The sequence below is a fragment of the Saltatorellus ferox genome, from assembly GCA_007751475.1.
Taxonomy (GTDB): Bacteria; Planctomycetota; UBA1135; order UBA1135.
This window is the reverse complement of the sequence record CP036434.1, coordinates 5,203,911-5,218,834: the sequence shown is the minus strand read 5'-3', so window position 1 is coordinate 5,218,834 and position 14,924 is coordinate 5,203,911. Positions and strand designations below refer to the sequence as shown.

Sequence of the window (14,924 nt, the reverse complement as noted above, 5' to 3'; positions counted from 1 at the left end):
AATGGCACCCAGGCCCGCGGCCGCATCACTTCGGAGATTCCCAGCCGATTCCGGGGGAAGCTGGAGGGTGAGTGGCACTTTCTAGGTAGCCATGACCCCCGAACAAGACTCACAGCGCATCGAATCGATGCTGGCGCACTCCGAATGGGTACGCGCCATGGCGCGACGCCTGATCACGGACCCCAGCCGAGCGGATGACGTCGTGCAGGAGGGCTGGCTCGTGGCCCTCAGGAGGCCCCCCAAGACGGCGACGAATCTGCGCGGATGGTGGTCGACTGTGATTCGTAATCAGGCGCGCCAGATGGGTCGGAGCGAGGGGAGGCGGCGCGAGCGCGAGCGCAAGGCCAGCAAGCCTGAGTCGCAGTCGGATCTGGAGGAGCTCGCGAGACGAGCCTCCGTTCAGCGGGAGGTCGTAGGTCACGTACTGAAGCTCGATGAACCGTTCCGTGGCGTTGTGCTGCTGCGGTTCTTCGAGGATCTATCGCCGCCAGAGATCGCTGAGCGGCTGGGCGTGCCCCTCAAGACCGTCCATAGCCGGCTTCAGCGAGCGTTCGACAAGCTGCGTCTCGAGCTCGACAGAGACTACGGCGACCGCCACAGCTGGTGCACGGCCTTGCTGCCGCTGGCGGGCCTCAAGGAAACGATCATGGCGCCGGCGAGCACTTCGCTCGTCAGCACGATGGGACCAGGAAGTGTCGCGGGAGCGTGGATCATGAGTGCAAACGTCAAACTGGTAGCGGCTTTGGGTGTCGTACTTCTCGGCGGGTGGGGAGCGTCGATGTTCTTGTGGAAACCGAACCAGCCGTCACCCGGGGCACAGGATCGCATCGTGGCGGCCTCCGACAGCTTGCTGGCCGACACCACTTCCAGACTGGCCCCGCCCCCCGCCTCCAGGCCTGCCGCCCCTACCACGCGCACGGAGCTGACCACGCGGGTTCAAGCCGAGGAGGACTCGATGGCCACACCGCGCCCCGAGCCCATCTCGGTTCGCGGGAAGGCCATCAACATGCGCGGGGAGCCGATCGGCGACGTCGACGTTTCCTTCATAGGGCAGGATAGATTGGCGTCCGCTCGCACAGGCGGAGACGGTCGCTTCGAGCTGCAGTACCTCCCGTCGGGATCTGGGCCGCGCTGGAACAGTACGTCCGACGACTCCTGCCTTCGCGTGGAGGACGATGACTGGATCACGATTCGTCCGAGCTGCGTTGACGAAATGAACCAGGAGCGCGAGCACCTGGTGGTCGCGGCCCGCGTTCAGTCGATCAAGGGCAGGGTCCAGGACTCCGGAGGAGCCCCCATCGTCGGAGCTAGCATGCGCCTCAGCCCCCAGGGCGAGGCGTTCCATGGATTCCCATACGCGCTAGACATGACGCGCTGGACGCACATCGCGTGCTTGTCCGATGCAGATGGACGCGTGGCTCTCGAGCGCTTCCCTGTCGCTCCTGGCTTGCGCTTGTCCGTGTTCGCAGATGGCTTCATAGGAAAGAGCGTCGCGCTCGACGACATGGAGTGGCCCATGGTCATCGAGCTGGCGAGGCCCGATGAGACGGAGCAGCCCATGCTCGAAGGGGTGGTCCTCGACCATCAGGGGATGGCCGTTGAGGGAGCCCGTGTGCAGTTGGCGTCGAGCCGAACAACCTCCCTTGCGGGCGGACTGTTCCGCCTCCCCATTCCCCGCTTGGCCAGCACCACGCCGCTCTGCGCCGCGAAAGCCGGATTCCAGCCGGCCATCCTCCCCGACTTCGGTGAACGCCTCGAAGCGGCAGCGACGCCCCCTGGCCCCGTCGAACTCGTCCTGGGAAAAGAGGCGCTCGAGATTCGAGGGAGGGTCGTCGATGCCGCAGGTGCGCCGTGTGCCGGCTGGCTCGTCGACGTGCTCGACGAGACAGAGATCAGTCAGTACACCATCCCGATCGACTCCGCAGAGGCGCTGGCCCGAACGGCCCATCCGAGGGTGATGACCGACGGAGAGGGACGGTTCGTTCTGACGGGCCTGTACCCACGCGAGTACAGGGTACAAGCGCACGAAAGGAGGACCCTTCGGCATGCGTCCGCTCGCGCGCTCGGCGGATCTCTTGATGCAGTGCTCCATGCGGATCTGGATGACGTGCAAGATCTTCACGGCGTGGTCCTCGGCCTGGGCGGGCAGCCGCTGCCCGGCGTACGGCTCAGCGTGTCGCTACCCACCTCCATCAGCGCGACAGGACACTCGTCCATGCCTGGACCCACGACCGTGACGAACGACGCAGGTGAGTTCTCGCTCGAGGCGGTGCCAGGAAGCGACGTGTACCTCGGGTACTCCGGGGAAAGCGTGGTTCCAGGGACCTACGAGTTCCCGGAGGAGTACGACCCCGCATCGATAAAGATCCGAGTCCCGCGCCGATGCCACTTCCGCATCGAGGCCGCCGGCCCATACGAAGGGGCCACGTCAGCGCACATCCTGGATGCCGACGGGCGGCGCCTTCAGGCGTCCATGCATATGGCGAATGGGAGCAGCGGGTCCATGACGGTCCCGCTGAGAAATGGGCAGTCCGAGGTCCTCTCCGTTAGCGAGGTCGCGGCGACGCTGGTGCTCTTCGAAGGGACGCGCGACGTCGGGCGAATGAACCTGCAGCTTGCGCCAGAAACCGTCACCGTGCTTCGGCCCTAGGAGTCTGCGCAGGACCGTGCCGCGCGCAGCGCTCGGCCCTCCGCCCTGGTGCTGGGCCGTCGCAAAAGCGCCTATCCGTAGCTGGAGGTCGAAGCCTCGAGCGACGGGCACCCTGAGCGCTCTTGCACATGCTCTGCCGGAACAGGATGCGGCTCGATCGTGATGTGGAGGAGGACTTCGAGGTCGTCGTTGGTGCGAACGTCCCGCCGTCGTGCATCACCCGCGGACTCGCCCTCGATCAAGTCCTTGCGCGCCATCGGGTCCGTTCCGGGCAGGCAGGAGCTTCCTTCGGCGTCCGTGGCGCTGGCGAACGCGGAGGCGCGCCAGCGGCTCGTCGACGCGGTCCTCGCGTCGCCATCTCGCTTGGAGGTCATATCCGTCAGAGGTGTCTCTCCACCAACGGGAACGTGGCGGCTTTGGGTCGGGTTCGGTACCGCCAGGTTCGGTACTGCCATGGGCGGCTGGAGGTTGCGTCGGGGCGGCGGACCCTCCAGACCGCGCGTCGCCTCGGGTCACTCAACGGGAATCAGCAGCGGATTGCTATACGCGCCACCCGCGGGGGCGGCGAAGGATCTCGGGAGCGCCTGGAAGCCGATGCTGGTTCCGACCCAGCTTGGATCGATGATCGACGAGACATCTACCCAGGTAGGCGCGCCTCCCGTGGTCATGACGGGGGTCACCCGGAACGCTCCGGTTGGTTGAAGGAACAACCGGCCAAAAGGCGTGGTGTTGCCGAAGGAAGCGTAGCCGCCCGGGGCGATGATGAGCGTCGAGAAGCTACCGGGTGGACCGCTGAGCCCGAACAGGGCCTGCTGGCCAATCTCGATCGCGTCGGGTCCCGCGAGTGGCGCATGCTCCAGCGCACCCATGTCCGGAGCAGGTCCGAGGTCCAGGTCCCCATCCATCGATCGAGGTCTCCCGTCCAAGTCCGTGCTCGACGACGGGACACCGCTGAGCCCCTTGTCAAGACAAACAGAATCAGCGCGCAACGAGTAGTTCCCGATGCTCGCCGCCATGAATCCGGGGTCACCTGACAGGTTGCTGCTGTGAGCCTGATATCCGCCGTCCTCCACGAGTGAGTGACGCATCCTGATCGGCACGCCGTAGGCCTGAACCCTGACGTCCGAGTACCCGCTGCCCGTGATGATCGAGGAGTGAATGCCCGACTCAGGAAAGTTGGTCTCCCTGATGTCGATGCCGTATCGCACATGGTCGGTGATCGTGCAATGCTCGATGTTCACCTGGGTGTAGAGCAGCAAGCCCCCGTCTCCGATCTGAATGCCTGTCCCGTTCCGGGCGATCAGGCAGTTGCGTAGGGCAAGCTTTGGGGTCGTGTAGCTAGCGCTGTAGAGGTTGATCGCGATTCCGCCGTCGACCATGCGGCAACGTTCGAGCTCAATGCTTGCGTCATTGAGGGCCGTGAATTGCGCTTTCACACCGTCCGGAGATCCAGAGAGCTCGCAGTCGTTCAACCGAAGGTGAAGCTCATCCAGGTCGCTCTGGGTTCGGACGGATACGGACGCAGTCGTCTGTGAGCGCATGGCGCACCGATCGAACTGGAAGTAGCTGTTCTCCGTCTGAAGGACAGCCGCTCCGCCCACGAACTCGACGTCTTCGATGAGCTGCGTTGTGCTGGCATCACCTATGGTGAAGCCGAGATGATCCTGGCTATCTCTCAGGAGCGTGACGCCTGCCAAGGTGGATCCGGGGCGGCAGTCGAAGATATAGGTGGCGGGACTGGAGGCGCCTCTTCCATCGATCGTGGTCACGTTGCGGCCTGCGGTTGACTCGAGACGAACTCCCGCAGGAATCACGATGGGAAACATCTCGCCCGTGGCCTCGGCGTAGGTGCCAGGCAAGAGATGAACGGTGTCGCCAGCCGAGACGCGACTCACGGCTTCGAGCAGAGTCTTCAGCGCCGTCGACGCCGACGTCCCGACACTGGCGTCGGAGCCGCTGACTGGGTTGACCCAGACGTCGGCCCAAGGGGTGAGTGGCAGCGCGGCGCGCGGCGCCGCAGACGAAAGCGAGAGGCCGGGCAGACCGAGGAAAAATACGGCGAGGCGCCCCACGGAGAGGGGATTCAGGTGCATGGGAAGCGAGGGAGGAGGGTTGCGGGAGTTTTTGGCGCGAGAAGGTGCGCCACCACCACGGTACCCCATGCTCCAGCATGTGTAACGGCAGATTGGGCTCTCGCCAGGAGTCTGCGCCACAGAATGCGGTTTTGCGGATCTTGGCTGTGCGCGTGGAATCGCACCGCTGGGACGCTATACGCTCCGCGCGACGCTACTCGACAGACCTCCCGTGTTGATCCCTATCACGATCTCCACCAGCGGGAACGTGGCGGATTTGGGTCGGGTTCGGTATTGCCAGGTTCGGTACCGCCTCGCGGTGCGCCAGCGATGGGGAGCCAGCGAGGTTCACTCGAGAGTCAGCGTCCCATGACCCAAGAGGTTCATGGTGAACACCGTTCGCGGGCCCCATGGGCCAGACTCCACGGTGAGTTCGAGCGTCTCCTCGCCCCCGAAGTGGCCGAGCGCGAAGACCTGGAAGTCACCGGCGTCGTCCGTGACGGCCGAGCGCCATGACTTTGGAGCCAGCCGATAGGCGCCAGCACCCGGTGACGCGATGACGCGTGCTCCAACCGCCGGGACGCCAGCGGAACTCAGCAGCTTCCCGGAGGCGATGGTGGCTCGGGCGAACGACACGGGGACGGGTCTTCCCTGCGCGATCAAAGCGCTGTCGATCCGGGTCTCGCCGAAAAGGTCCGTGCCCATCAGTCGCCCCATGACGCTGTAGGATCGATCAGGCTGCACGGTGAGCGAGTGAGGCCATCCAGTTCTCGTGAGAGATAGAGATTCCCCTGCGTCCTGAACCCGTAGCCACTCCACGAGTCCGTGGGTTTGCGGAAGCTCATGGACTGCACCCATCGGGCGCAGAAACACCTGGGACTCAGGCGTGAGGTCCACGTCGAAGCGTAGCTCATGCATCACGGAAAGAGGCCGGGTGTCGGACATCGGCCCGTCCCGGTGGGAAGCCGTCACCATGTAGACCCCGGGGCGAGGCAGCATCAGCTCGTATTGGCCGTTCCCGTCGGTGCGCACACCGTCGAAGTAGAGGGCGTGCCCAACGCTCCACGACTCGGCCTGGGCGGACGCGGACACGTAGGCGTCCTTCAGTTTCTTGCTGCCACCAAGAGTGACGGTTCCATGGAGGCGGACGGGGCTGCTTCTCGCCGAGGCCTCGCTGGCCCGACTCAGCACGACCTCCACGCGCTGCGGCTCGGACCCAGGTGGCTCCACATCGAAGCGGCCAGTCCTGGGCTCGAAACCAGGCGCCTGGACGACATACTGGAATCTCTCGAGCGGGAGGTTCAGATCCATGGCTCCGGCGGTTCCAAGCTCCACTTCGGACTGCTGGAACAGCTGCTCTGGTACCGAATCGAGGACGAGCTTTGCGCCTGGGACGGGACGGCCTTCAAGGTCCTTGACGACGAGTTCAACGACGGAGATCTCGAAGTCGTAGTGCAGCCCTCGAGCCGACGTGAGCGCCGCGAGTTCGACGACTTCCTCAAGGACCTTCCGACCGTTGGAGTAGACCGTGAAGTGGATCTGACTCACCCAATGGTGCGGCCTGATCGGCAAAGAGAAGGTCCCATCCGGTTCTACCTGACAGAAGCCGAGGAACCAAGCGCCGTCGGCGTCAGAGAAGTGAACCCAGGCCTCGCCGAGCGGGACAGCGGGGGTCGTGGAGACCCGTCCGTGCGCGAGAAGCGTTGGCGGTAGCCGCACGACGATCTCGGAGCGAAGTTCGAGCTCAACCTGTGTCGCGCCGAACGTGGGATCGCCAACGAGCCGGCCTCGAACTCGCTCGCCATCGGTCGCGATCTCTTCTCCGACGAATAGCTGGAAGCGTCCCTCGGGGCCAATCTCAGCTGAGGCGGTGGCTTCGACATCGAGGTCGAAGCTCCCGAAGACAACGCTGCAACCGTCCATCTCCAGGGGAAGCTCGCCCGTGAGGACCTGGCCCTGTACCCGGAGTCCTCGCTCCACTGGATCAGGTCGCTTCGAGGCAGGAGGCGCGCTGGCCTCCGATCCTCCACGGGGATCCTCGACGCCGGAGCCCTGCGATCGAGACGAGTCGCTTGCAATCGCCACCAGCGACTCCGCTGGCGCGGCGCTCACCGGATCGTCATGTTCGACCGCTTCCGGCGAATCCATGGATCCAGGGCCGAGGGCAACGAAGGCGAGCGCCGCGACGGCGGCGAAGAGACCCAGGGTCTTGAGCATGAGAAACGCGATGGCGACGAACGTCCAGCTGGACGAGAGGGAGGCGGCGGTCACCACGGTGGTGGGGTCAGGCCGAAGGAGAGCGAGCCCTGAGAGCCAACGCTCGGTGCCCGCACCGCGCTCTTGAGCCGCTCGTTCGCGCAGGCGTTCGAGGCCGCGGCGGAGTCGCGTGCGAACGGTGGCCTCTGGTAGGCCATCGGCCTGTGCGATCATCGTGATACTCCAGCCGTCGAAGAACCGGCGCAGGAGCAGAGTCCGATAGGGCTCCTCCATACCGGTCACGAGCCGCACCAGAGCACGCTCTTCCTCGACTCGTTCGAGTAGAGCTGCAGGGTCTTCTTGGACTCTCCCAGGCGCGGCGGCGTCAATCTCCCGCTGCGTGCGGCGCGACTCCGCGCGGCCTCGATCGCGAGCCGTGTGGCGCACGATGCCGCCCAGCCAGGCCTTCCAGCCCACGCTCAGGGGAGGAGGGTTCTCGAGCGCCTTTCTCCATGCCTCTTGCGCGACGTCATCGGCGTCCGCACCACCGCCCACGAGCACAGCAGCGAGCTGACGAACCCACCCAAGGTGCTGGAGTGCCGACTCAAGGCTCGGCGGACCCTCCCCTCGTTGCGGTGGTCGATTCATGGGCTCTTCCATCACCTATCCCATGGCGCGAGCGCGTCGAATCGTTCAGCCGATTCGAGAAAATCGGTCGCGCATGTGCTGCAGGTAGACCTCGGTGTTGTTCTCCCACGAGTCGTCCGCTGCGTCGGGGATGACGGCGTTCAGATCGACGGATAGGACTCCATCATGCGGGGCACGATGCCGGGGTAACTGCCGAGAATGCCCGCCTGGCCATGAAGCTTGCCCGGCCCGGTCGAGCCATCGCGGAGATCGTTCAGCACTGCCTTCGACGGCCGCTCCTGGTGGAATCCGAAAGCACCTGGAAGGCGCCCTCCTGTTGGACGCCGAGCCAAACTGCACGGAACTTGCTAGCCTCGCGGCATGAAGAACGCACTGGTGGCGAGTCTCTGCGTGGTGGGTTTGGCGGCTGTGCTCGTCTGGAAGCTTTCCTCGGAGGGGCGAGCGGTCGAGCAGGGGCCCGGCCCAGCGGTGACGTTCGAGCAGAGCCCGGGCCCGAAGGACGCTGGGGAAAGCGGAGCCGAGGTGGAAGAGCTGGCGGTGCCAGATGCGACGGTGACTCGCACCGACGCCGGGGCGAGCCCGCTCTCGACGCCTGCGGAGATCCCCGCAGGCGTACCGACAGGGACCGTTAGCGACTCCACCTCGCCAGCCGAACCCTGGACCGCGAAGGGGCTTGTCCTTGACACCGGCGGTGCCCCCGTGGCCGGCGCGGAGATCGTCCGTCGGGGTAAGACTCAGGTCCTGGCGGTCACGGGCGGCGACGGGCGATTCGAGGTCACCATGGAAAGCGCGTCTGCGATCCTCAGCGCCAGGCACGAGGGGCACCGGACGGTGTTCGCCGGAGCCGTGAGTCGTCACCTGGAAAGCGAGGAAGCCGTGATCATGGTCGCCCGCGTCGTGACGCTGGGAGGGGTGGTCGTCTCCGGCGACGGCACGCCCGTTCCCGGCGCAGCGATGAGCATGTCGATTCCGTGGCGAGGCCTGTCTGGATTTCCGCGTTCGCTCGAGCGGTCCACGGAGGTCGAACTCACCTGGAGCGGCAACGCCGATGGGACCTTCGAGATCCGCGACGTGCCGGTGTTCGAAAGCGCGCCCCTCTCCACGGTCGCGGACGGATTCCTGGCGACTTCGACCCCGGTGCCCGAAGCCGATGACTTCAGCCTGGTGATCGGGCTGCGCTCCGAGGTCGACTCGGAACCCCTGCGCAAGAGCAGCGACTCGGTTTTCTTCGGCGTGGTTCGCGACATCGAGGGACAGCTCGTGGAGGGAGCCACGATCTTTCTGGGCGATGCCCGCACGGAGTCCGACTCATCGGGGCAGTGGGAACTCGTCCGGGGGCAAGGGATTCCGTTCGGCACCCCGCTCGCGGCGGCCCATTCGTCCGCTGGAACGGCGCTCTTGCCCTACGACGAGGCCTGGAACCATAAGAGCGTGCGCGTCGGACCGCTCGACCTTCAGCTTCAGCCGAATCTCTTGAGCATTCAGGGCCGCGTCCTCGATAGCGAGGGCCGTCCGCTCGAGGGGTGGGCCGTGGAGCTCTTGAATCCAACGATCCTCGATCACCTGGATGGGGACTCTCCGTCCCTCGAATCGAGGGCTTCCGGCCGATCCCTCAGGGATCGAACGGACGAACGAGGGGTCTTCAAGATCGGTGGGCTTCTGGAGCGCAGCTACGACGTCCGCGCGTTCACCTCTCCCTCGTACCTGTCCATCGTGCGTCCGGAGGTTGCTGCCGGCACGGAAGATCTGGAGCTTCGCCTTCCGGCGGATGCTGCCGTGGAAGAGCTCCACGTTCGCGTGGTGACCCGGGAGGGTCGAGGCGTGCCGGGTGCGACCGTGGCAGCTCGCTTCATTCTTCAACGGACTCGGAACTCGCTCATGTCGCGGAACGGAGCGACCGGGATCACGGACAGCGAAGGCAGGGCCGTCCTGAACCAGGTGCCGCGGCGAGGCGTGGACCTCGAGGTCAGCAGGCCGGGGATCGTGACGGCGACCCTGGATCCAGGCGACGACGGCTTCACCGATGAAGAGCTGGAGATCGAGATCGAGCGCAACCTCGACGTGGTCATCGACTGCTCGGGAATGAGTCCTGTGCCAAAGGCCGTGCGGATCCTGGATGGAACGGGAAAGCGGCTGATGATCTCGTCGAGGACGTCCCGCGGATCGAGTTCCTCGACGGATCTCCAGCTCGACGGCGGCCTATCGGCGGTGGTCTCCGTCAGCGAAGCCGCCGCCGAGCTCCAGATCCTGAAGGATTGGGAAGTGGTCAAGCGCGTGCCGATCCAGCTCGCGCCCGACACGATCAATCGAATCGAAGTCCCCTGACCACCAAGCTTCGGGGAGTTCCGGCTTCGATCGGCGAGTCGCTCGGGGTTGGCCCGCTGCCGCCCCGGCGGGGCGATGACATCGGTGCCGGCTCCCTCTGCTCCAGAGGAAAGCCAGAATCCCTGCAAGAGTTGGGCGGCCGCTGCAATCTGGCCTTTGGATGAAGCACGAAGGCGAGGAGGATTGGCTGGCGCACGCTCGCTGGGTGCGTGGGCTGGCCCGCGATGTGCTGCGGGACGCGCAGCGGGCGGAGGATGTCTCGCAGGAGGCTCTTCTGGCCGCGTGGCAGAGCGACCTGGATGGGGGACAGGACCCCGCCGGTCTGAGGCGGTGGCTGGCAGCGACCGCCCGGAACCTCGCGCGGATGACCGTGCGCTCGGAGTCCAATCGACGGGCACGCGAGGTCGAGGCCGGGTCCGCGCGAGGGAACGCCTCGGGCGCTGCGGGGGCAAGCGGCGGCGCAGCGGGTGTCGACGAGCGCATCGAGCTGCAGAGGCGCGTCGCCGAGGCCGTCGCTGCGCTCGCGCCGGAGGACCGCGAGGTCGTGGTGCTGCGCTACTTCGATGGTCTCGCGCCGCGCGAGATCGCTCGGCGGCTGAACACGACGCCCAACGCCGTCTCGAGCCGGCTCTCGCGGGCGCGAGGCAAGCTACGACAGGACCTCGGTGATCGCGACCTGCGTTCGTGGGCAATGGCCGCCGCCGGCCTTGGGAGTCTCACCGCAGAGGGCTTCCGAGCAGAGAGTTTCCGCGCCACGGCGTCCCACGCTGGATGCAGCGCACCTTCGGGCGCCTCATCAGCCTCCTCACTCGCGACGACTTGGCTCGTCCCTATCGCCATGAAGAAGTTCGCCGTCCTGGTGGCCGCCCTTTTGTCTCTCGTGCTGCTGGGCAGCCTGTGGAGAGGCGCGGAGCCAAGCGGGTCTGAGGAGAGACTCGCGGCCGCACCTGAACTGCCCGAGCCAGCCATGGAGGTCACGCTTGTGGATCTCCTCGAGGTCCAGGCACCCGAGGGCTCCAGCGCGAGAGCCGACGCAGCCGCCGATGTCACCGATGTCGCGCAACTCGCTCCACCCGAGCCTGCGGCTCCGGAAATGCATGGGCTGTCCGCTACGACCGGCGCGGTGCTTGTCCGAGTCCTCCATGAAGGGACGGAAGAACCGATGCCCCACGTTGGAGTCAGCCTGGCGCGCTTCTCCACCTCCAGATGGCACGACTCCGTGGAGGTCTCTACGAATGCGCGCGGAGAGAGACTCTTCACCTCGCTGCCCGTGGGATCCGTCCACGCGCGCGCATGGCGCAACGGCTCGTACGTTAGAAGCCGCCCGGAGGCCAGCGTCGAAGTGGAGCCGGGAGAGACGGCGGAGATCGTCCTGCGCGTCGGCGGAGGCATGACCCTCCGCGGACGCGTTATCGACGAGCAGGGCCGCGCCGTCCCGGGCGCCGAGATATGGATGAGCCAGGGGAACGGCGCGCCGGATACCTCTCTTCTGGCCGGGTATGCCGACGCCCAAGGCCGATTCGCAATTCCACACGCCAAAAAGCTCCAGTGCATCGGCGCTCGCGCGCCGGGCATGCAGCCTTCCCTGCAGGAGATGCCCGGTGTGTACGAGCCCACCGATCCCGAGGTCGGAGTGACCCTCGTGCTCCAGGCGCTGGGAGGCGAACTCCATGGCCGCGTTGTCACGCCCTCTGGCGCTCCGGTGGCGCAGGCCGTCGTCAAAATCGTATTCGCAGGCGTGAAGTCCTCCGGAAGACCAATCCCTCGCGATGGGGGCTACGCCTATCCCGCTGCCGCCTTACTTCTCAAGACCGACCAGCGAGGAGGCTTCTCTACCGATCGCCTCGGCTCAGGCGCTTTTCGCGTCGTCGCCCGTGGCCCCCGGACGGACACCGGAGCGCAGACAGTCGAGATCGCCCCGGGTGGAAGCGCAGAGGTCGAGGTCGTCGTAGGAGACGCTGGATCACTGACGGGGACGCTCACCGACCACCTCGGCCAGCCCGTGCCAGGCGCTCACCTTTCGGTCACCGGCGCCGAATGGGATCTGTCGTTTGCCGAGGCGACAACGGATGAGGCGGGGTCCTACGTCTTCCCCATGCTCTGCACCGGCGAGGTGAAGGTCACCGTCGATACCGGCCGCGATGGGGGAGGCCTGGAAGGAACGGTCTTGATCTCTGCGGGGCAGGCCTCCGAATGGAGCCCGTCCCTCCCAGCGCCGCTCGCCCTCCTCGGCCGCGCGTTCAGCGCGAACGGCGTCCCCTTGAACGGTTTTCACGTGCGCGGCGCTGCGCCCGGAGAGGAAGGGCCCATGGCGTTCTTCCAGGTCGACGTCCGCGAAGACGGTACGTTCGAGGCGCCCAGTTGCCTGGACGCGACCTACGACCTTTCGCTTCACCTCCCCGGCCGGTGGATGGGCGACGCGCTCCTTCAGCTCAACGACATGCAGGCGGGCTCAGTGGCCGCTGAATTCGTGCTGGAGGATGCGCACCTTCCCACCGCCTCGTTGACCGGCCGGGTGCTCGACTCGGGCGGCAACGCGATTCCGGTTGTGCTGACGATCGAGGGAGAGCATCCACTCGTCCTGATCACCCGACGCCTGGACAACCCGATGGGTGAGTTCCACATCCCCTTCCTTCCGCCGGGCGAGTACGTGCTGAGCCTCGACTCCGAGGGCCATGCGCCCCAAACCCTTGAGCTATCGCCACCGCTGGCGGGGAGCGAGGCCCGGGAGATCCCGACCTTCCGGCTGGAAGCCGAGTAGCAGCGCCCCTCATGGGCAAGGCACGGGGCGGCGGCTACGGCAGCTCGAGGGCGAAGGCGCTCAGGCCGTGCGTGACGGCGACGAGCGTTTGGCTCTTCGAGTGCAGCGCCAGGTCGAGCACGGGCGCCGTGGGGAAGCCTTTCGAAAGGGAGTTCCAGCTCTTGCCGCCGTCGCGGCTCGTGTACACGCCCAGGTCGGTGCCTGCGTAGAGGGTGCCGTCCTGGGCCGGGTCCTCGAGGACGACGTTGACGCCGGCGTGGGGCAGCGCCTCGCCGAGCCAGCTCCAGGTCGCCCCGAAGTCCTCGGTGACGTAGAGGTACGGGCGCACGTCACTCATCCCCATCCCGGAGAGGCATGCGTGGATTCGCTCCGGGTCGTGGGGAGAGAGCGCGAGGCGCAGCAGGCCGTTGCGCGGCAGGTTCGGGCCGACGTTCGTCCAGCTCTCTCCGCCGTCGGTGGTCACCGACACATGCCCGCGCCCGGCGCCGGCGGCGAGCCGGCTGGGGTCCAGGGGAGACTCCGCGAGCGCGGTCACGCTGCCGTGGCCGCCGGTCAGGTCCTCGCTGATCGGCTTCCAGCCGTCGCCGCGATCCGTCGAGCGATAGACCCCCTGGGCCGCGCAGTAGAGGACGTTCTCGCCGTGGCGGGAGGGGAAGAACGGCGTGTTCCAGGCGAAGCGCAGCGCAGGCTCGCCTTCACCGGCCCTCGGGGTGATGCGCTGGCCTGATTCGCGACCCCAGCGCAGCGGCGCGCCCGGACTCTTCCGCCGCATCTCGCCGTTCTGCTGTTCGTAGTAGACCGTTCCGTCGCCGCTCGGATCGGGGAACGTCGAGAACCCGTCGCCGCCGTCCCACGGGTCGAGGAACACGTAGGTCCAGTCGTCGGGCAGCGCGTCCTCGAGGCTGGCGGTCGAAGGCGCGGTGAGCGAGGCGTTGTCCTGGGTGCCGCCCCAGATGCCGAAGGGCTCGGCGCCATCGAGGTACACCGTGTAGAACTCGGCGATGGGGAGGTTGTTGAGATGGAGCCAGCTCTTCGCGCGGTCCATCGAAACGTAGAGGCCGCCGTCGGTGCCGAGCAGGATGCGGTCGGGGTTCCCGGGGTCGATCCAGAGGTCGTGCATGTCGAGGTGCATGCCCTGGCCCGGGTGATCCTGGAGGCGGAAGACCTTCTCGCCGCCGCGCTGAAAAGTGACGCCGCCGTCCTGCGACACCATCAGGCGGAAGCCGCAGACGTAGACCTGATCCGCGTCGTCCGGGGAAGCTATCACGTCGCAGAAGTCCCAGCCGACATAGGTGTCGACGTACTCCTTCGAGGTCCGTGCCCAGCTGTCGCCGCCGTCGTCGGAGCGATAGAGCGCGCCGCCGACGTCGTAGCGTCCTTCCCCTGGCGGCGAGTGGTCGACCATCAGCGCATAGACCACGCCCTCCCGGGCGGCCGAGGCGGCCACCGCCACGCGTCCGACGTCGTTGCCCGTGAGCAGTCCGCCCTCGAGCTTCTTCCAGGTCGCGCCACCGTCGTTGCTGCGGAAGACGCCGCCCTCTCCGCGCCGCGTGCGGTCCCAGGCGGCGGCCCACAGGCGGTCAGGATCGAACGGATCCCGGGCGAGGTCGATGATGCCGACCTCGTCGCCAGCGAAGAGCGTCTGCTCCCAGGTCGCGCCGCCGTCCCGGCTGACGTGGACTCCGCGTCCCTCGTAGGCGCCCCGGCGCGGTCCGATCACCGCGACGTGCACGCACTTCGAGTTGCGCGGATCGATCAGCACCTTGCCGATCCGAGCGCTGTCGACGAGCCCGCGGTTCTCCCAGGTTTCGCCTCCATCGATGGAGCGAAAGACGCCCGTGCCGTCGTAGGACATGCCGCCGAGGTGCGCTTCGCCGGTGCCGACCCAGACGGTGTTCTCGTCGTTCGGATCCACGGTCACGTCGCCGATGGCGAAGGTCGATTCGTTCGCGAAGACGTGCTTCCACGAGAGCCCACCGTTGACGGACTTCCACACGCCGCCCGATCCGACGCCCGCGTAGATCACGCCGGGCTTACCGCGCGGCGAGTCGACCGCCTCGATGCGGCCGCCGCAGTTCTTCGGACCCAGAGCGCGCCAGGCAGGGGCATCCTCGGGGAGCGCCGCGGTCATCGCCGAGTGCTGCTCCCACGCGGCGATGCGCGCGGCGCCGCCGGTGACGGGCTCGGGTTCCTGTGAAGAGGGGGCCAACGCTGTCAAGAGACAGCACGCGGTCATCAGGGAGGGGAGCGCCATGGGCGCTACGGTAGCTCG

The 14,924-nt window shown here is 66.7% G+C and carries 7 protein-coding genes; 3 read left to right on the top strand and 4 right to left on the bottom strand.

The genetic code is table 11. The annotated features are described in order from the left end of the window. The first annotated feature begins 91 nt into the window (after positions 1-91). Positions 92-2,650: a sigma-70 family RNA polymerase sigma factor gene (locus Poly30_RS18635; RefSeq protein ID WP_145200637.1), complete on the top strand. Its 2,559-nt coding sequence runs from the start codon at positions 92-94 to the stop codon at positions 2,648-2,650. A gap of 71 nt (positions 2,651-2,721) precedes the next feature. Here the strand turns inward: Poly30_RS18635 and Poly30_RS18630 are convergent, their stop codons facing one another. From Poly30_RS18630 to Poly30_RS18620, 3 genes are all read right to left on the bottom strand, one after another. Next, positions 2,722-3,024 (bottom strand): hypothetical protein, encoded by a 303-nt coding sequence (locus Poly30_RS18630; protein WP_145200634.1) that lies wholly within the window; start codon positions 3,022-3,024, stop codon positions 2,722-2,724. A gap of 138 nt (positions 3,025-3,162) precedes the next feature. Further along, a complete protein-coding gene (locus Poly30_RS18625; protein ID WP_419190369.1) occupies positions 3,163-4,743 on the bottom strand; it encodes a right-handed parallel beta-helix repeat-containing protein in 1,581 nt (526 codons plus the stop codon). A gap of 327 nt (positions 4,744-5,070) precedes the next feature. Further along, positions 5,071-7,566, bottom strand: a complete 2,496-nt coding sequence (locus Poly30_RS18620) for an RNA polymerase sigma factor (RefSeq protein ID WP_419190368.1) — start codon at positions 7,564-7,566, stop codon at positions 5,071-5,073. 360 nt (positions 7,567-7,926) lie between these two features. Between Poly30_RS18620 and Poly30_RS18615 the strand changes: the two genes are divergently transcribed. Beyond that, entirely contained in the window at positions 7,927-9,891 is a 1,965-nt protein-coding gene (locus Poly30_RS18615; protein ID WP_145200625.1) for a carboxypeptidase-like regulatory domain-containing protein, read from the top strand. A gap of 160 nt (positions 9,892-10,051) precedes the next feature. Further along, positions 10,052-12,652 (top strand): sigma-70 family RNA polymerase sigma factor, encoded by a 2,601-nt coding sequence (locus Poly30_RS18610; RefSeq protein ID WP_145200623.1) that lies wholly within the window; start codon positions 10,052-10,054, stop codon positions 12,650-12,652. Between the two features lie 34 nt (positions 12,653-12,686). Here Poly30_RS18610 and Poly30_RS18605 read toward each other — a convergent pair whose 3' ends face one another. Continuing rightward, the gene (locus Poly30_RS18605) at positions 12,687-14,906 is read right to left on the bottom strand and encodes a WD40/YVTN/BNR-like repeat-containing protein (RefSeq protein WP_145200620.1); all 2,220 of its coding nucleotides are present in this window, start codon (positions 14,904-14,906) and stop codon (positions 12,687-12,689) included. Positions 14,907-14,924 lie beyond the last annotated feature (18 nt).

What these genes read in the sequence shown, in the direction of transcription:
- Poly30_RS18630 (WP_145200634.1), bottom strand. Translation starts at nt 3,024, where the DNA reads ATGACCTCCAAGCGAGATGGCGACGCGAGGACCGCGTCGACGAGCCGC.
- Poly30_RS18635 (WP_145200637.1), top strand. Translation starts at nt 92, where the DNA reads ATGACCCCCGAACAAGACTCACAGCGCATCGAATCGATGCTGGCGCAC.
- Poly30_RS18615 (WP_145200625.1), top strand. Translation starts at nt 7,927, where the DNA reads ATGAAGAACGCACTGGTGGCGAGTCTCTGCGTGGTGGGTTTGGCGGCT.
- Poly30_RS18620 (WP_419190368.1), bottom strand. Translation starts at nt 7,566, where the DNA reads ATGAATCGACCACCGCAACGAGGGGAGGGTCCGCCGAGCCTTGAGTCG.
- Poly30_RS18605 (WP_145200620.1), bottom strand. Translation starts at nt 14,906, where the DNA reads ATGGCGCTCCCCTCCCTGATGACCGCGTGCTGTCTCTTGACAGCGTTG.
- Poly30_RS18610 (WP_145200623.1), top strand. Translation starts at nt 10,052, where the DNA reads ATGAAGCACGAAGGCGAGGAGGATTGGCTGGCGCACGCTCGCTGGGTG.
- Poly30_RS18625 (WP_419190369.1), bottom strand. Translation starts at nt 4,743, where the DNA reads ATGCACCTGAATCCCCTCTCCGTGGGGCGCCTCGCCGTATTTTTCCTC.